This is a genomic window from Klebsiella sp. 1SOBk10mer, assembly GCF_046602535.1.
GTDB lineage: Bacteria > Pseudomonadota > Gammaproteobacteria > Enterobacterales > Enterobacteriaceae > Klebsiella > Klebsiella quasipneumoniae.
Window position 1 is genome coordinate 120,845 of the sequence record NZ_JBKIUP010000001.1, and the last position, 18,687, is coordinate 139,531.

Consider the following 18,687-nt stretch of genomic DNA (forward strand, 5'->3'; position numbering starts at 1 on the left):
GTATCGTAAAGAAACATCGACCTTTCGTGCCGCCAGGTCGGCCACACCGCTTCGCCCGCCGCACCCGGGGACGCATTATCCCTTGCCGGTGTGAAACCTGATTTCATATAAGTCAAAAAAATTGATCCAAAACGGATTCTTTCCAGAAAAAGGGTATCCTGGGCAAATGAACATTGTTCCGGCCTCGTCTTGTCGGGTAATAAATAGGCATGCGAATTAAGGGGTTATTCACCAATAAGACAAAAGGAAGCCATGAACCACTTTATATTGAGCGATAGCCGAAAATGTATCGGTTGCCAGGCCTGCGAAGTGGCCTGCGTAATGGCGCATAACGAGGAGCAACATGCGCTGACCCCGCAGCGCTTTTTGCCACGTATCACCGTGATTAAAGCAGAGGGGCAGCGTAACGCCATCACCTGCCGCCACTGCGAAGACGCCCCCTGCCTCCGCAGCTGCCCCAACGGCGCCATCGCCCAGACTGGCGACAGCGTTCAGGTCTGTCAGGAGAAATGCATTGGCTGTAAATCCTGCATGGTGGCCTGCCCGTTCGGGGTGATGGAGGTGGTGGTGACGCCGCAGGCCGCAGGCCAGGTGAAAGCCAGCGCGCAGAAATGCGATCTGTGCGCGGGCCGCGAGGCGGGACCGGCCTGTGTGGAAAACTGTCCGGCGCAGGCGCTGACCCTCGCCGACGATGAGACATTGACCACGATGGCCAGGCAGCGGCGTCTGCGTTCGGCCTGCCAGGAGGCGCAGCCGTGGCAGCGCGGCGCGGCCCCCGCCAGACAGCCCGACGCCGGCGAGAAGGTCAGGCAGATGGCGATGACGCCGCCGCGCGGAGAGCCGGATAAGCTGCCGGCGGAGGTGCGCAAGAACCACTTTGAGGAGATCTATCAGCCGTTCAGCCCGACCCAGGCCCGGCAGCAGGCCGCCCGCTGCCTGAAATGTGGAGAACACAGCATCTGTGAATGGACCTGCCCGCTACATAACACTATTCCGCAGTGGGTCGAGCTGGTGAAGGCAGGGGATATCGCCGCCGCGGTCGCCCTGTCCCATCAGACCAACTGTCTGCCGGAGATCACCGGCCGCGTCTGCCCCCAGGACCGGCTGTGTGAGGGCGCCTGCACCCTGCGCGAGGAAAGCGGTGCGGTCACCATCGGCAATATTGAGCGATTTATATCCGACCAGGCGCTGGCCAGCGGCTGGCGTCCGGACCTCTCGCAGGTTAAGCCGAACGGTAAACGAGTGGCGATTATCGGCGCCGGGCCGGCCGGTCTGGCCTGCGCCGATGTGCTTGTGCGCCACGGCGTGCAGCCGGTGGTCTTTGACCGTCATCCGGAGATCGGCGGTCTGCTGACCTTCGGCATTCCGGCGTTCAAGCTGGATAAGTCGCTGCTGACCCGGCGGCGGGCGATTTTCAGCGAGATGGGCGTCCGCTTTGAGCTCAACTGCGAGGTGGGGAAAGATATCCCTCTGGCGACGCTGCTGGCCGAGTATGACGCGGTGTTTGTCGGCGCCGGAACCTATCGCTCCATGAAGGCCGGCCTGCCGAATGAAGAGGCCCCCGGGGTCTACGATGCGCTGCCGTTTCTTATCGCCAACACCAAACAGGTGATGGGTCTGGCGGAATCGGCGCAGGAGCCTTATGTCAACACCGCCGGGCTGAACGTGGTGGTGCTGGGGGGCGGCGATACGGCAATGGACTGCGTGCGTACCGCGCTGCGCCATGGCGCCCGCCAGGTGACCTGCGCCTATCGGCGGGATGAAGCCAACATGCCGGGCTCGAAAAAAGAGGTCAAAAACGCCCGCGAAGAGGGGGCGCTTTTTGAGTTTAACGTCCAGCCAGTGACGCTTGAGCTGGACGAGAACGGGCGAGTGAACGGGGTTCGCTTTTTGCGCACCGAGCTGGGTGCTCCGGACGCCGGGGGAAGACGCCGCCCGACGCCGATCCCCGGCAGCGAGTTTGTTATGCCGGCAGATGCGGTGATCATGGCCTTTGGCTTCCACCCGCACCGCATGCCCTGGCTGGAAGCGGCGGGGGTGGCGCTGGACAGCCAGGGGCGTATTAAAGCCGGAGTGGAGAGCCGTTACCGTTATCAGACCAGCCAGGAGAAGATTTTTGCCGGCGGCGATGCCGTGCGCGGCGCAGACCTTGTAGTGACGGCGATGGCGGAAGGCCGTCACGCGGCGCAGGGGATCCTTGACTATCTGGGGCTGAAAACGACGCCGCTTCACTGACGACAAACCCGGCTCCGCAGCGTAGTATGAGGGCGTCCTTTTACGCTGTGGGGTCGGTATGTCACTCAATATTCACGTCATTAAAGATAAAATCCTCTCTGAGAACTGGTTCGTACTACGCAACATGACCTATGAGCTGACGCGGGCGGACGGCAGCGTCGTGCGCCACAAGCGCGAGGTCTACGATCGCGGCAATGGCGCCACCGTGCTGCTCTATAACCGCCATAAGCAGACGGTGGTCCTGGTGCGTCAGTTTCGGGTCGCCACCTGGGTCAATGGCAATCATGACGGCATGCTGATTGAAACCTGCGCCGGGCTGCTGGACAACGACGAGCCGGAGGCCTGCATTCGTAAAGAGGCAGTGGAAGAGACCGGCTATGAAGTGGGCGAGGTGCGAAAGCTGTTTGAGCTGTTTATGTCGCCAGGGGGCGTCACCGAAGTGGTGCATTTCTTTATCGCTGAGTACAGCGACGCGCAGCGAACGACCAGCGGCGGCGGGGTGGATGACGAAGCCATCGAGGTGCTGGAGCTGCCCTTTAGCCAGGCGCTGCAGATGGTCGCTGACGGGGAGATCCGCGACGGGAAAGCGGTCATTCTGCTGCAGTATTTGCAAACCTCTGGCCTGATGTCGGGGAACTCTGACAAATCCGATTGAGTCAGCGGCTGCCGTTGTCCAGGATAGGCGCCGTGGTTGGGTTTATCTGGGGTCGGGCGGTTCATGCTTTTTCGCATCATTTTTTTCCTCTTTCTGGCGGTGCTGCCTTGCTCACAGGCATGGTCGGCACCGGCGCAGCAGCGCTTCAACGACTGGCAGGTCACCTGTAATAACCAAAACTTCTGCGTCACCCGCAACGTGGGGCTGCATTATGGTCTGGTGATGACCCTCAGCCGCAGCGCCGGGGCGGCTACTGATGCCAGCCTGCGTATCGAACTGGGCGGCACCGGCAATCCGGTGGCGACGCTCGCGCCGATAGCGCCGCGCTTGCTGCTGGATGGTAAACCGCTGTCCCTGACCGACAAGCGCTGGCGCATTGAAGATAAACTCATTAAAACTGACGACAGCGTGACGATCGATGCGTTCCTCCAGCGGGTACAGGAGGGAAAAACCCTCTCGTTGGCCAACGGCCTGCAGACTATCTCCCTGCAGGGGCTGAAAGCGGCCCTGTTTTTTATCGACGCCCGGCAAAAGCGGGTGGGCAGCGAAACGGCCTGGGTTGGCAAAGGGGAGGAGCCGCCGCTCAGCGTACCGCCGGCGCCGGCGCTGCGCGCGGTGGCGAGCGCAGACATGGCGCAGTCGCCGCTGGGGCGTGATGAGCTCAACGATCTGATGGACTATGGCAATGAGCGGATGAGCAACAGTAACTGCTCCCTCGATCCGTTCCGCCGCGAAATTCGCGTCACTGCCCTGACGGATGACAAAGTGCTGCTGATGACCAGCTGCGAATCCGGGGCGTACAACACCGTCTGGCTGGCCTGGCTGGTCTCCCGCCAGCGCACGTATGTCGCCCGCCAGGTGCGGCTAACGCTGCCATTTCAGCCGCCGGGCGAGGCGCCGCGGGAGATAGAGCTTATTAACGCCAGCTATGATGACCGCCGCCATGAGCTGGTGACCCTGGACAAGGGGCGCGCGTCTGGCGATTGCGGGATCCAGACCCGCTGGCGTTTTGACGGCCAGCGGTTCAGCCTCTCCCGCTACGCGCAGCAGCCGACGTGCGACAACTGGCAGGGGCCAGACGCCTGGCCCACGCTGTGGATCACCCGTTAAGCACCTGTTCGGCGGTGGCGACGATATGGTCGACCGTAAAGCCAAAGAACGGGAACAGCTGCTCCGCCGGGGCGGATTCACCGTAGCCGGTCATGCCGACAATCTTGCCTTTTAAGCCGACATATTTATACCAGTAGTCCGCTATCCCGGCCTCGACCGCCACCCGGGCGCTGACGTCCGACGGCAGCACCGACTCGCGCCAGGCCTCGTCCTGAGCGTCAAACACATCGGTGGAGGGGAGCGAAACCACTCGCACATTCACCCCGTTGGCCAACAGTTTTTCCGCCGCCAGGACGGTGATCTCCACTTCCGAGCCGGTAGCGATGAGGATCAGGTCGGGTTTGCCTCCGGCATCCTTCAGCACGTAGCCGCCCCGGGCGATATCCTGCACCTGTTGCGGGGTGCGCGGCATCTGCGCCAGGTTTTGTCGCGACAGGATCAGCGCCGTCGGTCCGCCCTGACGCGCGATGGCCGCCTGCCAGGCGACAGCGGTCTCCACCTGGTCGCATGGGCGCCAGGTGCTGAAGTTGGGCGTCAGCCGCAGACTGGCCAGCTGTTCCACCGCCTGGTGGGTCGGACCGTCTTCCCCCAGACCGATGGAGTCATGGGTATAGACCATGATCTGCCGGGCCTTCATCAGCGCCGCCATGCGCGCGGCGTTGCGGGCGTATTCCACAAACATCAGGAAGGTCGAGGTATAGGGGATGAATCCCCCGTGTAGGGCGATGCCGTTGGCCACCGCGGTCATGCCGAATTCGCGCACGCCGTAGTGAATATAGTTGCCCGCGGCATCCTCTTTAATCGATGTCGAGCCAGACCATATGGTCAGGTTACTCGGCGCCAGATCCGCCGAACCGCCCAGCAGCTCCGGGAGGTGCGGGCCATACGCGTTCAGCGCGTTCTGCGAGGCTTTCCGGCTGGCGATCTTCGCCGGCTCGGCCTGCAGCTTCGCCACGTAGTCGCGGGCGGTCGCGGCAAAATCCTCCGGCAGGGCGCCATCCATGCGGCGGGTCAGCTCAGCGGCCAGCTCCGGGAACTGCTGCCGGTAGGCGGCGAATTTCTCGTTCCAGGCGTGCTCGGCTTTTTCGCCGCGTGGACGCGCATCCCAGCCCTGATAGATCTCTTTCGGGATCTCAAAGGGGGGATGTTTCCAGCCCAGCTGCTGGCGGGCCAGGGCCACCTCTTTTTCACCCAGCGCCGCGCCGTGCGACTCCTCTGAGCCGGCTTTGTTGGGCGAACCGAAGCCGATGATGGTCCGACAGATGATCAGCGACGGCTTATCTTTCACCGCCTGCGCTTCCGTAATGGCCTGTTTGATGGCCTGAGGATCGTGGCCGTCAATGTCGCCGATCACGTGCCAGTGGTAGGCGCGGAACCGTTCTGCCGTATCATCGGTAAACCAGCCGTCGGTTTTGCCGTCGATGGAGATGCCGTTGTGGTCGTAAAAACCGATCAGCTTGCCCAGTCCGAGCGTGCCTGCCAGCGAACAGGCCTCATGGGAGATCCCCTCCATCAGACAACCATCGCCCATGAAAACCCAGGTGTGATGGTCGATAATCTCATGACCGGGGCGGTTAAACTGCGCCGCCAGGGTGCGTTCGGCGATGGCCATACCGACGGCGTTCGCCAGCCCCTGGCCCAGCGGGCCGGTGGTGGTCTCCACCCCGGGGGTATAGCCATGCTCCGGGTGACCCGGCGTTTTAGAGTGCAGCTGGCGGAACTGCTTCAGCTCTGACAGCGGCAGATCGTAGCCGGACAGGTGCAGCAGACTGTAGAGCAGCATCGACGCGTGGCCGTTGGACAGAATAAAACGGTCGCGGTCCACCCAGCCAGGGTTCTGCGGATTGTGCTTGAGAAAATCGTTCCACAGCACTTCGGCAATGTCTGCCATCCCCATTGGCGCACCGGGGTGGCCGGAATTGGCTTTCTGCACCGCGTCCATGCTCAGGGCGCGGATGGCGTTGGCAAGCTCTCTTCGGGACATAGTTTTCTCCGTGAGACTAAAGTGACAGTTTGGCGGCAAGCAGATCTTCCAGTTTGCGTTGATCGACGGCGAACAGGCGGATACCCTCCGCCAGCTTTTCGACCGCCATCGGATCCTGATTATGTTCCCAGCGGAACTCCGCCTCGCTGAGCGGCACCGGGCGCGGCAGGATCTGGCTGGCAGGGATCAGTTTGCGCACCACCGGGGCGTCGCTGGCCTGCAGCTCTTTTAACAGGGGCGGGGCGATGGTCAGCCGGTCGCAGCCGACCAGGGCGAGGATCTGCTCGGTGCGGCGGAAGCTGGCGCCCATCACGATGGTGTTGTATTTATGCTGTTTGAAGTAGTCATAGATATTGCGCACGGATTTCACCCCGGGATCTTCCTCAACCACGTAAGGATCCAGCGGTTTGCGCGCCTGATACCAGTCATAAATACGTCCGACGAAAGGGGAGATCAGATAGACCCCGGCCTCGGCGCAGGCCCGGGCCTGGGCGAAGGAAAACAGCAGCGTCAGGTTGCAGTGGATCCCCTCTTTTTCCAGGGTCTCGGCGGCGCGGATCCCCTCCCAGGTGGAGGCCAGCTTGATCAGGATCCGCGACTTATCAATGCCCATCTCCTGATACAGCGCCACCAGATGGCGCGCTTTCTCGATGCTCTTCTCCCGGTTGAAGGAGAGCCGGGCGTCCACCTCGGTGGAGACCCGGCCAGGAATGCTTTTGAGGATCTCCGCGCCAAAATTGACCGCCAGCTTATCGCAGGCGTGAGTCACCTGCGCTTCACGGCCGCCTCCTTGCTTTTTCGCCCAGGCGATCGCGTCGTCAATGAGTCCGCTATAGGACGCCAGGCCGGCGGCCTTCAGCAGCAGGGAGGGGTTAGTGGTGGCATCTTCCGGATGGTAGTGGCGGATGGATTCGATGTCGCCGCTGTCGGCGACCACGGTGGTGAACTGCTTGATACTGTCTAGCTGATTCATAGATAAGTCCTCCTGGAACAAGGTGTTACATGAGTGCTTGCCGGTATGCGGTATAAATATTGATGAGGTACATAACCAAAAAGCATAGCAGACGGGGCTATTATTGGCGGCGAATCCGGGTAACATAACCGCTATAAATTGATAACAACCAGATCATAGCGATGGCCAGAGTTTGGCGGTGTTCAAAGTTTATCGCCCCGCCAGGAGGGATACTGTCTGCCACTGAAAGGTGAACGACAGGATGGTCATCACGCTTTTTCCCTACGAACGATACGTGAAAGAAAGGAATATAAAATGGATGAGCAGTTAAAACAGAGCGCCCTCGACTTCCACGAATTTCCGGTTCCCGGAAAAATCCAGGTCTCGCCGACCAAACCTCTCGCCACCCAGCGCGATCTGGCGCTGGCCTACTCGCCGGGCGTCGCGGCCCCCTGTCTGGAAATTGAAAAAGATCCGCTGGCGGCCTACAAATATACCGCCCGCGGCAACCTGGTGGCGGTGGTCTCCAACGGCACCGCGGTGCTGGGACTCGGCAACATCGGCGCGCTGGCCGGCAAGCCGGTGATGGAGGGCAAAGGCGTCCTGTTTAAGAAATTCGCCGGCATCGATGTGTTTGATATCGAAGTCGATGAGCTGGACCCGGATAAATTCATTAACGTCGTCGCCGCCCTCGAGCCGACCTTCGGCGGTATCAACCTCGAAGATATTAAAGCGCCTGAGTGTTTCTACATTGAGCAGCAGCTGCGCGAGCGGATGAATATTCCGGTTTTCCACGACGATCAGCACGGCACGGCGATCATCAGCACCGCGGCGATCCTCAACGGCCTGCGCGTCGTTGAGAAGAATCTGTCCGACGTGCGGATGGTGGTCTCCGGCGCCGGGGCGGCGGCAATTGCCTGCATGAACCTGCTGGTGGCGCTGGGGATGCAAAAGCACAACATCGTGGTCTGCGATTCGAAAGGCGTTATCTATAAGGATCGTGAGCCCAACATGGCGGAAACCAAAGCGGCCTATGCAGTGGAAGACGACGGCAAACGCACCCTCGATGACGTGATCGACGGCGCGGACATTTTCCTCGGCTGCTCCGGTCCGAAAGTGCTGACCCCGGAGATGGTGAAGAAGATGGCGCGCGCGCCGCTGATCCTCGCCCTGGCCAATCCGGAGCCGGAAATTCTGCCGCCGCTGGCGAAGCAGGTCCGCGATGATGCCATCATCTGCACCGGCCGCTCCGACTATCCTAACCAGGTCAACAACGTGCTCTGCTTCCCGTTCATCTTCCGCGGCGCGCTGGACGTCGGCGCGACGGCGATCAACGAAGAGATGAAGCTAGCGGCGGTGCATGCCATTGCCGAGCTGGCCCACGCTGAGCAGAGCGAAGTGGTGGCCTCCGCCTACGGCGATCAGGATTTAAGCTTTGGCCCGGACTACATCATTCCGAAACCGTTCGACCCGCGGCTGATCGTCAAGATCGCCCCCGCGGTGGCGAAGGCGGCGATGGACTCCGGCGTGGCGACGCGCCCGATCGCTGATTTTGACGCCTATATCGAGAAGCTGAGCGAGTTCGTCTATAAGACCAACCTGTTTATGAAGCCTATCTTCTCTCAGGCGCGCAAAGAGCCGAAGCGTGTGGTGCTGGCGGAAGGGGAGGAGACCCGGGTGCTGCACGCCACCCAGGAGCTGGTGTCGCTGGGGCTGGCCAAACCGATTCTGGTGGGCCGCCCAAGCGTGATTGAAATGCGCATCCAGAAGCTGGGCCTGCAGATCAAGGCCGGCGTTGACTTCGAGATCGTCAATAATGAATCCGACCCGCGGTTTAAAGAGTACTGGAGCGAGTACTATCAGCTGATGAAGCGCCGCGGCATTACCCAGGAGCAGGCGCAGCGGGCGGTGATTAGCAACACCACAGTGATTGGCGCCATCATGGTTCACCGTGGCGAAGCGGATGCGATGATCTGCGGGACTATCGGCGAATATCATGACCACTACCGCGTGGTGCAGCCGCTGTTCGGCTATCGCGACGGCGTCAGCACCGCCGGGGCGATGAATGCGCTGCTGCTGCCGAGTGGTAACACTTTTATCGCCGATACCTATGTCAATCACGATCCCTCGCCGGAAGAGCTGGCAGAGATCACCCTGATGGCGGCGGAAAGCGTGCGTCGCTTTGGTATTGAGCCGCGGGTGGCGTTGCTGTCGCACTCCAACTTTGGCTCTGCCGACTGCCCGTCAGCCAGCAAGATGCGTAAAACCCTGGAGCTGGTGAAGGCCCGCGCCCCGGAGCTGATGATCGATGGTGAAATGCATGGCGACGCCGCGCTGGTGGAAAGCATCCGCAACGATCGCATGCCGGACAGCCCGCTGAAGGGGTCGGCCAATATTCTGGTGATGCCGAATATGGAAGCCGCCCGGATCAGCTATAACCTGCTGCGCGTCTCCAGTTCGGAAGGGGTAACCGTCGGGCCGGTGCTGATGGGAGTGGCGAAGCCGGTGCATATTCTGACGCCGATCGCCTCCGTGCGTCGCATCGTGAATATGGTGGCGCTGGCGGTTGTCGAAGCGCAAACCGAACCGCTGTAAACGTCATAAAAAAGCCCCGGTACTCCGGGGCTTTTGGTCTGAATTGGCTTCGTTTAGATCCAAGCTTTCACTTTAATAAACTCGCTCAGCGCCGCTTCGGGGCTGCCGGCCTCCGGCTGGTAATCATATTCCCAGCGTACCAGCGGCGGCATCGACATCAGAATCGATTCCGTCCTACCGCCGGTCTGCAGACCGAACAGGGTGCCGCGGTCCCAGACCAGATTGAATTCGACGTAGCGGCCGCGGCGATAGAGCTGAAAATGGCGCTCGCGCTCGCCGTACGGCGTGGCTTTCCGGCGTTCGACGATGGGTAAATAGGCGTCAGCATAGCCGTTCCCGACCGCCTGCATAAAGGCGAAGCAGTGGTCAAAATCCGGGGTGTTCAGGTCGTCAAAGAACAGACCGCCGATGCCGCGCTGCTCCTGGCGGTGCTTGAGATAGAAGTACTCATCGCACCATTTTTTATAGCGCGGATAGACTTCCTCGCCGAACGGCAGACACAGATCGCGGGCGGTACGATGCCAGTGGACGGCATCCTCTTCAAAGCCGTAGTAGGGGGTTAAATCAAAGCCGCCGCCGAACCACCACACCGGGTCGGCGCCGGGCTTCTCGGCAATAAAGAACCGCACGTTGGCGTGGCTGGTGGGCACATAGGGGTTCAGCGGATGAACTACCAGCGAGACGCCCATGGCTTCAAAGCTGCGTCCGGCCAGCTCTGGGCGGTGGGCGGTGGCGGAGGCAGGCATGGCGTCGCCATGGACGTGGGAGAAGTTGACCCCGGCCTGTTCGAACACATTGCCGTCGCGCAGCACCCGGCTGCGTCCGCCGCCGCCGCCTTCCCGCTGCCAGGCGTCTTCAATAAACGGCGCGCCATCTACGGCGCTCAGCTGCTGACAGAGGCTGTCCTGCAGCTGGAGCAGAAAAGTTTTAACCTGCGCGGCATCGGGTTTCATTAACGTCTCTTCGAATGGGCTTTCTGGTTATCGAACCAGTGGAAATAGCTGATAATGCCGTTGGCAATCGCGGTGGCGATTTTCTGCCGGAAGGCGGTGGTGCCGAGCAGTTTCTCCTCGTTCGGGTTAGTAATGAACGAGGTTTCCACCAGCACGGACGGTATGGACGGCGACTTCAGCACCACGAACGCCGCCTGTTCGGTATTGCGGCTGTGTAGCTTATGCACCGGCTTGATCTTTTTGAGGATATGCGAGCCCAGCGTCAGGCTGTTTTTAATGGTGTCGGTCTGCACCAGATCGAACAGCACCTGCTGCAGCAGATGGTCTTTATCCGTCGCTTTCTTACCGGCGACCTCGTCGGCGCGGTTTTCGCGATCGGAGAGGTATTTCGCCATGGCGCTACTCGCCCCGCGGTTTGACAGGGCGAACACCGAGGCGCCGGCGGCGCTCGGGTTGGTGAAGCCGTCGGCGTGGATCGACATAAACAGATCGGCGCCGTGCTGATGGGCAATCTCCACGCGGTCATACAGCGGGATAAAGGTATCGCCGGTGCGGGTCAAGCGGGCGTCAATGCCGTTGCTGCGCAAGATGCTGCGCACGTTCTTAGCGATCGCCAGTACCACATGCTTCTCTTTCGAGCCATTATGGCCGATAGCCCCGGTGTCGATGCCGCCGTGGCCCGGGTCGAGCATCACAATGCGGCGAGCGCCGGCCTTTTTGGCGGCGGGTTTGCTGTGTCCATTTGATGTTTTCAGTGGCTGCTCTTTTGCGCTGACCTGTGCAGTGACGCCGCTCAGCGTCATGGCAGCCAGCCCGGCTTTCAGCACCTGACGGCGCGAAGCAAGTATTTTTAAGGGTTTAAAAGTGCTCATTCGGCCTGAATTGTAAACAAGTGATGTCCAATGTTATATCGTATCGCGTTTGCCGTTACGACCATTCAAAATAAGAATTGTTTTACTTTTCATTTCAATACATGACAAAGTCATATTATGCCATTTTTTGTCGCTGATTTCGCCTGATATTGGCTATCAGTCATATTCGCGCCATAATCACTGTTTTTAACCGTCAATGGTGGGGAATACCATGGAGATTCGCGTTTTTCGCCAGCAGGATTTCGAAGAGGTTGTGACGCTGTGGGAGCGTTGCGATCTGCTGCGTCCCTGGAACGATCCGGAGATGGATATTGAGCGCAAGCTGAATCACGATGTCAGCCTGTTCCTGGTGGCGGAAGTGAACGGCGAAGTCGTCGGTACGGTGATGGGCGGATATGACGGCCATCGCGGGTCGGCCTACTATCTGGGGGTCCATCCGGAATATCGCGGCCGGGGGATTGCGAACGCGCTGCTCAACCGGCTCGAGAAAAAGCTGATTGCCCGCGGCTGCCCGAAAATCAACATTATGGTCCGCGAAGATAACGATGTGGTGCAGGGAATGTACGAGCGGCTGGGTTATGAGTACGCCGATGTCCTGACCCTGGGCAAGCGCCTGATCGAAGATGAAGAATACTGAATTTATCCCCGCCGATTTTGATGCCCATGGCCGTCTGCGCCTGCCTTTTCTTTTCTGGTGCGTACTGTTGTTACAGGCCCGCACGTGGGTGCTGTTCTTGATGGCCGGCGCGTCGCGCCAGCAGGGCGACGCGATTCTGAATCTGTTCTATCCCGATCACGACCGCTTCTGGCTCGGTTTACTTCCCGGCGTGCCGGCGGTGCTGGCCTTTCTGCTTAGCGGCTATCGTCAGCGCCTGCCGCGCCTGTGGCGGGCGATGCGCTGGCTGCTGGTGCTATCGCAAGTGCTGCTGTTGCTCTGGCAGCCGATGCTATGGCTGAGCGGCGAATCGCCCTCATCGCTGACCATTGCGCTGCTGGTCGCGGATGGCTATGCCCTGTGGTGGCTGGCAACCAGCCGTCGCCTCGGCGCCTGTTTTCGCCAGACTAGCTTTTAATGGCACTTTTTACCGATCGTGAACTCCAACATGCGTTGAATGACTCAGAAAGGATTGTGAAATGAAATCGCTACGTGTAATGCTCTGCGCGCTTCCGCTGGCGCTCACCGGCTGCTCAACGATGAGCGCGGTCAACTGGTCGGCGGCCTATCCGTGGAACTGGTTTGGTTCTTCCACCGAGGTGACCGAGCAGGGGGTGGGTAAACTGACGGCGTCCACGCCGCTCAACGAACAGGCCATTAGCGATGCCCTGGGGGGCGACTATCGTTTGCGCAGCGGAATGAAGACCGATAAGGGCAATATCGTCCACTACTTTGAAGCGCTGAAAGACAACAGCGTGGCCTTGACCATCAATGGCGACAACGGCGCCATCAGCCGGATTGAGGTGCGTGATGCCGAAATCAAAACCGCCAGCGGCGTGAAAATCGGCACACCGTTCAGCGATCTGTACAGCAAAGCCTTCGGCAACTGCCAGAAAGGCAGCAATGACAACGGGGCGGTCGTCGAGTGTCAGGCCGAGGGGAGCCAGCATATCAGTTACGCCTTCACCGGCCACTGGAGCGGCCCGGACGAACTGATGCCCTCCGACGATACGCTGAAAAACTGGAAGGTCAGCAAAATTATCTGGCGTCGCTAAATTGATCTGAAGAGACACGACGGCCCTGAAAAACGGTTACAATGGCGCGTTAGCAACGCGACAGCGTTGTGGTTGCATCATTTCAGGAGGAGCGATGTCTCAGGTTCAGAGCGGCATTTTGCCGGAACATTGCCGCGCGGCGATTTGGATTGAAGCCAATGTCAAAGGGGACGTTAACGCCCTGCGCGAAGCGAGCAAAATTTTTGTCGATAAAGTGGCCACCTTTCAGGCTAAATTCCCTGACGCCAAACTCGGTGCCGTGGTGGCGTTCGGCAATAACGTCTGGCGTCAGCTGAGCGGCGGCGAAGGGGCGGAAGAGTTAAAAGATTTTCCGGTCTACGGCAAAGGGCTGGCGCCGTCCACCCAGTATGACCTGCTGATTCATATTTTATCCGCCCGCCATGAAGTGAACTTCTCGGTGGCGCAGGCCGCGCTGGCCGCCTTTGGCGACGCTATCGAGGTGAAAGAAGAGATCCACGGCTTCCGCTGGGTGGAAGAGCGTGACCTCAGCGGCTTCGTCGACGGCACCGAAAACCCGGCGGGGGAAGAAACCCGTCGTGAAGTGGCGGTGATCAAAGACGGCGTGGACGCGGGCGGCAGCTACGTGTTCGTCCAGCGCTGGGAGCATAATCTCAAACAGCTGAACCGCATGAGCGTGCCGGATCAGGAGATGATGATCGGCCGCACCAAGGAAGCCAATGAAGAGATCGATGGCGACGAACGTCCGGTCACGTCGCACCTGAGCCGCGTTGACTTAAAAGAAGATGGCAAAGGGCTGAAAATTGTTCGCCAGAGCCTGCCGTATGGCACCGCCAGCGGTACCCATGGCCTCTATTTTTGCGCTTACTGCGCGCGTCTGTACAACATCGAGCAGCAGCTGCTGAGCATGTTCGGCGATACCGACGGCAAACGCGACGCGATGCTGCGCTTCACCAAACCAGTGACCGGCGGCTATTACTTCGCGCCGTCGCTTGAGCGTATTCAGGCGCTGTAATGTTGCCCCTCACCCTAACCCTCTCCCCAAAGGGGAGAGGGGACGGTACGGTGCGGTTATGGAATCTGCGTGTGGACTCTCTTTCTCCCTCTCGCTGAGGGAGAGGGAATCGTTCGGTGCGGTTATGGAATCTGCGTGCGGACTCTCTTTCTCCCTCTCCCTCAGGGAGAGGGGCGGGGTGAGGGCATTGGCGACTCAAGCGCTTCAAGTATCCTCTCCATCACCGCCTCTTCATACTCTTCAAACTCATTATTCCAGAAGCGTAAAACCCGCCATCCCTGACTCTGTAGCCAGCGGGTACGGCGAACATCGTAGACGCGTCTCTGATCGTGTTGACCGCCGTCCAGTTCAATCGCCAGCCGTGTTGCGCAGCAGGCAAAATCGAGAATATAGGGGCCAACGGGATGCTGGCGGCGAAACTTATAGCAAGCAAAACGGCGGTTGCGCAGTAAGTACCATAGTCGACGTTCTGTTGGCGTTAAGCTACGTCTGAGCTGACGAGCAAATATCTGTGTGTTTTTCATATAAACACAGTGCGCGCCTGGCTGCCGTTTGTCACAATGACACGTCTAATCTGCGAGCCGCTTTCAGCTAAGCTTTGCCAGGTGCTTATTCCCTTTTCGACTTCCAAATCGCCAAACGGTATATAAAACCGTTACTCCTTTCGTACCCGTTATAAATATGATGATCATCAGTAAATGATCATTTTTGATAAGGGTGCGCAATGGCCGTTAAATCACTGAAAAAAGGATATCTGGCGCTGGCGGCTTCCCTGCTGCTGGTGGCGCAGGCGCAGGCGACGGAGCTGCTGAACAGCTCCTATGATGTCTCCCGCGAGCTGTTTGCCGCCCTTAACCCGCCTTTTGAGCAGCAGTGGGCGAAGGACAATGGTGGAGACAAGCTGACCATCAAGCAGTCGCACGCCGGTTCTTCCAAGCAGGCGCTGGCGATCCTGCAGGGCCTGAAGGCGGACGTGGTGACCTACAACCAGGTGACGGACGTGCAGATCCTGCATGACAAAGGCAACCTGATCCCGGCCGACTGGCAAAGCCGCCTGCCAAACAACAGCTCGCCGTTCTATTCGACGATGGGCTTCCTGGTGCGCAAAGGCAACCCGAAAAACATTCATGACTGGAACGACCTGGTCCGCTCTGACGTTAAGCTGATCTTCCCGAACCCGAAAACCTCGGGCAACGCGCGGTACACCTACCTGGCGGCCTGGGGCGCGGCGGATAAAGCCGACGGTGGCGATAAAGCCAAAACCGAACAGTTTATGACCCAGTTCCTGAAGAACGTCGAAGTCTTCGACACCGGCGGACGCGGGGCGACCACTACCTTCGCCGAGCGCGGCCTGGGCGATGTGCTGATCAGTTTCGAGTCGGAAGTGAACAATATTCGCAAGCAGTATGAGGCGCAGGGATTTGAAGTGGTGATCCCGAAAACCAACATTCTGGCGGAGTTCCCGGTGGCCTGGGTGGATAAAAACGTCAAAGCCAACGGCACGGAAAAGGCGGCGAAAGCCTATCTGAACTGGCTCTACAGCCCGCAGGCGCAGACCATCATTACCGACTACTACTATCGGGTAAACAACCCGAAAGTGATGGATTCGCTGAAGGATAAATTCCCGCAGACCGAACTGTTCCGCGTGGAGGACAAGTTTGGCTCCTGGCCTGAGGTGATGAAAACCCACTTCGCCAGCGGCGGCGAACTGGACAAACTGCTGGCGGCGGGGCGTAAGTAATGTTTGCTGTGTCGTCCAAGCGCGTGCTGCCGGGCTTTACCCTGAGCCTCGGCACCAGCCTGCTGTTTGTCTGTCTGATTCTGTTATTACCGCTCAGCGCGCTGGTGATGCAGCTGGCGCAGATGAGCTGGGCGCAGTACTGGGATGTGATCACCAACCCGCAGGTGGTGGCGGCCTATAAGGTGACGCTGCTGTCGGCGTTCGTGGCCTCGATTTTTAACGGCGTCTTCGGTCTGCTGATGGCGTGGATCCTTACCCGCTATCGTTTTCCGGGCCGCACGCTGCTGGATGCCTTAATGGACCTGCCGTTTGCGCTGCCGACGGCGGTAGCCGGCCTGACCCTGGCCTCGCTGTTTTCGGTAAACGGCATTTACGGGGAATGGCTGGCGAAGTTCGATATTAAAGTGACCTATACCTGGCTCGGTATCGCCGTGGCGATGGCTTTCACCAGCATCCCGTTCGTGGTGCGTACCGTGCAGCCGGTGCTGGAAGAGCTGGGACCGGAATATGAAGAGGCAGCGGAAACGCTGGGCGCCACGCGCTGGCAGAGTTTCCGCAAGGTGGTCCTGCCGGAGCTGTCACCGGCGCTGCTGGCGGGCATCGCTCTGTCGTTTACCCGCAGCCTCGGCGAATTCGGCGCGGTGATTTTTATCGCCGGCAACATCGCGTGGAAGACGGAAGTGACGTCGCTGATGATCTTTATTCGTCTGCAGGAGTTTGACTATCCGGCGGCGAGCGCCATCGCCTCGGTGATCCTGGCCGCCTCGCTGCTGCTGTTGTTTTCCATCAATACCCTGCAGAGTCGCTTTGGTCGACGCGTGGTAGGTCACTAATGGCGGAAGTTACTCAATTGAAACGCTACGACGCGCCCCGCATCAACTGGGGCAAATGGTTTCTGATTGGCGTCGGGATGCTGGTTTCCGCCTTCATCCTTGTGGTGCCGATGCTCTATATCTTCATCCAGGCCTTCAGCAAAGGGTTAATGCCGGTGCTGGAAAACCTGGCGAACCCGGACATGCTGCACGCTATCTGGCTGACGGTGATGATTGCCTTGATTACCGTGCCGGTGAATCTGGTGTTCGGGACCTTGCTGGCCTGGCTGGTCACGCGCTTTACGTTCCCGGGACGCCAGCTGCTGTTGACGATGCTGGATATCCCGTTCGCCGTCTCGCCGGTAGTCGCGGGTCTGGTTTATCTGCTGTTCTACGGCTCTAACGGTCCGCTGGGCGGCTGGCTTGATGCACATAATCTGCAAATCATGTTCGCCTGGCCGGGCATGGTGCTGGCGACGATCTTTGTCACCTGTCCGTTTGTGGTGCGTGAGCTGGTGCCGGTGATGATGAGTCAGGGCAGCCATGAAGATGAGGCGGCGGTATTGCTGGGGGCTTCCGGATGGCAGATGTTCCGCCGGGTGACGTTGCCCAATATTCGCTGGGCGCTGCTGTACGGCGTGGTGTTGACCAACGCCCGCGCCATCGGCGAATTCGGCGCGGTATCGGTGGTCTCCGGTTCGATCCGCGGAGAAACGCTTTCGCTGCCGCTGCAAATTGAATTACTGGAGCAGGATTACAACACCGTCGGCTCGTTTACCGCCGCGGCCCTGCTGACGTTAATGGCTATTCTGACCCTGTTTTTAAAGAGTATGTTGCAATGGCGTCTGGCCAACCAGGAAAAACGCGCGCAACAGGAGGGAAATCATGAGCATTGAGATTGCCAATATTAAGAAATCGTTTGGTCGCACCCAGGTGCTGAATGATATCTCGCTGGATATCCCTTCCGGACAAATGGTCGCGCTGCTGGGGCCTTCCGGCTCCGGGAAAACTACCCTGCTGCGGATTATCGCCGGGCTGGAGCATCAGACCAGCGGTCATATCCGCTTCCACGGCACCGACGTCAGCCGGATGCACGCCCGCGACCGTAAAGTGGGCTTCGTCTTCCAGCACTATGCGCTGTTCCGCCATATGACGGTGTTCGATAACATCGCTTTTGGCCTGACCGTGCTGCCGCGCAGTGAACGACCCAATGCGGCGGCGATTAAAGCCAAAGTGACCAAACTGCTGGAGATGGTGCAGCTGGCTCACCTGGCGGATCGCTATCCGGCGCAGCTGTCCGGTGGTCAGAAGCAGCGCGTGGCGCTGGCGCGCGCCCTGGCGGTAGAGCCGCAAATTCTGCTGCTGGATGAACCTTTCGGCGCGCTGGATGCGCAGGTGCGTAAAGAGCTGCGCCGCTGGCTGCGTCAGCTGCATGAAGAGCTAAAATTTACCAGCGTGTTCGTCACCCACGATCAGGAAGAGGCGATGGAAGTTGCCGACCGGGTGGTGGTGATGAGCCAGGGCAACATCGAACAAGCCGATGCGCCTGAACGCGTGTGGCGTGAGCCGTCCACCCGCTTCGTGCTGGAGTTCATGGGGGAAGTGAATCGTCTGCAGGGGGTTATCCGCGGCGGACAGTTCCACGTTGGCGCCCACCGCTGGCCGTTAGGCTATACCCCGGCATACCAGGGGCCGGTGGATCTGTTCCTGCGTCCGTGGGAAGTGGACATCAGCCGCCGAACCAGCCTGGATTCGCCGCTGCCGGTGCAGGTCCTGGAGGCCAGTCCGAAAGGACACTACACCCAATTAGTCGTCCAGCCTCTGGGGTGGTATGACGAACCGCTGAGCGTGGTGTTAACGGGCGATGAGGCGCCGTCCCGCGGCGAACGGCTGTTCGTCGGGCTGCAAAATGCGCGCCTGTACAACGGTACCGAGCGTATCGAGCCACGCGGCGAGCTTGCTCTGGCGCAGTCGGCCTGATAGCTTAAATCCATGTGCTTTTGCCGGGTGAGGTTGTGCTTACCCGGTCTGAAATTATCACGCGTCTGGTAGGCCGGGTAAGCGAAGCGCCGCC

At 59.7% G+C, this 18,687-nt stretch carries 17 protein-coding genes; 12 read left to right on the forward strand and 5 right to left on the reverse strand.

Features of this window, described 5'->3' with window-relative positions:
* The first annotated feature begins 252 nt into the window (after positions 1–252).
* From aegA to ACLH1I_RS00555, 3 genes are all read left to right on the forward strand, one after another.
* Entirely contained in the window at positions 253–2,235 is a 1,983-nt protein-coding gene (gene aegA / locus ACLH1I_RS00545) for a formate-dependent uric acid utilization protein AegA (protein WP_043520164.1), read from the forward strand.
* A gap of 58 nt (positions 2,236–2,293) precedes the next feature.
* Positions 2,294–2,890, forward strand: coding sequence for a GDP-mannose pyrophosphatase NudK (gene nudK / locus ACLH1I_RS00550; protein ID WP_002913754.1), 597 nt, complete (start codon positions 2,294–2,296; stop codon positions 2,888–2,890).
* Between the two features lie 63 nt (positions 2,891–2,953).
* Complete coding sequence (locus ACLH1I_RS00555; protein WP_151628839.1) at positions 2,954–4,000, forward strand: DUF1176 domain-containing protein; 1,047 nt, start codon at positions 2,954–2,956, stop codon at positions 3,998–4,000.
* Here ACLH1I_RS00555 and tkt read toward each other — a convergent pair.
* Both tkt and tal read right to left on the reverse strand, forming a co-directional pair.
* Positions 3,990–5,984 carry a transketolase gene (tkt, locus tag ACLH1I_RS00560; protein ID WP_023318853.1) on the reverse strand — a complete coding sequence of 665 codons (1,995 nt, stop codon included), beginning with the start codon at positions 5,982–5,984 and terminating at the stop codon, positions 3,990–3,992. The genes ACLH1I_RS00555 and tkt overlap by 11 nt on opposite strands.
* Positions 5,985–6,000: 16 nt before the next feature.
* On the reverse strand, positions 6,001–6,957 hold the full coding sequence (gene tal, locus ACLH1I_RS00565; RefSeq protein ID WP_004201965.1) for a transaldolase: 957 nt from the start codon (positions 6,955–6,957) through the stop codon (positions 6,001–6,003).
* A gap of 294 nt (positions 6,958–7,251) precedes the next feature.
* On the opposite strand from tal, the gene maeB reads away from it, so the two are divergent.
* A complete protein-coding gene (gene maeB / locus ACLH1I_RS00570; protein WP_004201966.1) occupies positions 7,252–9,531 on the forward strand; it encodes an NADP-dependent oxaloacetate-decarboxylating malate dehydrogenase in 2,280 nt (759 codons plus the stop codon).
* 53 nt (positions 9,532–9,584) lie between these two features.
* Here the strand turns inward: maeB and hemF are convergent, their stop codons facing one another.
* Positions 9,585–10,484 (reverse strand): oxygen-dependent coproporphyrinogen oxidase, encoded by a 900-nt coding sequence (gene hemF, locus ACLH1I_RS00575; protein ID WP_064178309.1) that lies wholly within the window; start codon positions 10,482–10,484, stop codon positions 9,585–9,587.
* Positions 10,484–11,356: an N-acetylmuramoyl-L-alanine amidase AmiA gene (gene amiA, locus ACLH1I_RS00580; protein WP_004201984.1), complete on the reverse strand. Its 873-nt coding sequence runs from the start codon at positions 11,354–11,356 to the stop codon at positions 10,484–10,486. Before amiA ends, hemF begins: the two co-directional genes overlap by 1 nt.
* Before the next feature lie 211 nt (positions 11,357–11,567).
* On the opposite strand from amiA, the gene ACLH1I_RS00585 reads away from it, so the two are divergent.
* The 4 genes from ACLH1I_RS00585 (at position 11,568) to ACLH1I_RS00600 (ending at position 14,060) form a co-directional block, all read left to right on the forward strand.
* Positions 11,568–11,993, forward strand: coding sequence for a GNAT family acetyltransferase (locus ACLH1I_RS00585; protein ID WP_002913637.1), 426 nt, complete (start codon positions 11,568–11,570; stop codon positions 11,991–11,993).
* The gene (locus ACLH1I_RS00590; RefSeq protein WP_017900453.1) at positions 11,980–12,429 is read left to right on the forward strand and encodes a DUF2919 domain-containing protein; all 450 of its coding nucleotides are present in this window, start codon (positions 11,980–11,982) and stop codon (positions 12,427–12,429) included. Before ACLH1I_RS00585 ends, ACLH1I_RS00590 begins: the two co-directional genes overlap by 14 nt.
* 61 nt (positions 12,430–12,490) lie before the next feature.
* Complete coding sequence (locus ACLH1I_RS00595) at positions 12,491–13,066, forward strand: RpoE-regulated lipoprotein (protein ID WP_048295270.1); 576 nt, start codon at positions 12,491–12,493, stop codon at positions 13,064–13,066.
* 94 nt (positions 13,067–13,160) lie between these two features.
* The gene (locus ACLH1I_RS00600; protein WP_004201987.1) at positions 13,161–14,060 is read left to right on the forward strand and encodes a Dyp-type peroxidase; all 900 of its coding nucleotides are present in this window, start codon (positions 13,161–13,163) and stop codon (positions 14,058–14,060) included.
* 161 nt (positions 14,061–14,221) lie between these two features.
* On the opposite strand, the gene ACLH1I_RS00605 is transcribed toward ACLH1I_RS00600, so the two are convergent.
* Positions 14,222–14,584 (reverse strand): endonuclease domain-containing protein, encoded by a 363-nt coding sequence (locus tag ACLH1I_RS00605; protein WP_072071552.1) that lies wholly within the window; start codon positions 14,582–14,584, stop codon positions 14,222–14,224.
* Positions 14,585–14,784: 200 nt separating this feature from the next.
* Between ACLH1I_RS00605 and cysP the strand changes: the two genes are divergently transcribed.
* From cysP to cysA, 4 genes are read left to right on the forward strand one after another with little or no spacing between them, the layout of a single operon-like run.
* Entirely contained in the window at positions 14,785–15,801 is a 1,017-nt protein-coding gene (gene cysP, locus ACLH1I_RS00610) for a thiosulfate/sulfate ABC transporter substrate-binding protein CysP (protein WP_017900457.1), read from the forward strand.
* Entirely contained in the window at positions 15,801–16,634 is an 834-nt protein-coding gene (gene cysT / locus ACLH1I_RS00615; RefSeq protein WP_002913626.1) for a sulfate/thiosulfate ABC transporter permease CysT, read from the forward strand. The genes cysP and cysT overlap by 1 nt, the downstream gene beginning before the upstream one ends.
* On the forward strand, positions 16,634–17,509 hold the full coding sequence (gene cysW, locus ACLH1I_RS00620) for a sulfate/thiosulfate ABC transporter permease CysW (RefSeq protein WP_004201990.1): 876 nt from the start codon (positions 16,634–16,636) through the stop codon (positions 17,507–17,509). Before cysT ends, cysW begins: the two co-directional genes overlap by 1 nt.
* The gene (gene cysA / locus ACLH1I_RS00625) at positions 17,499–18,593 is read left to right on the forward strand and encodes a sulfate/thiosulfate ABC transporter ATP-binding protein CysA (protein WP_151628837.1); all 1,095 of its coding nucleotides are present in this window, start codon (positions 17,499–17,501) and stop codon (positions 18,591–18,593) included. Before cysW ends, cysA begins: the two co-directional genes overlap by 11 nt.
* Positions 18,594–18,687: the final 94 nt, after the last annotated feature.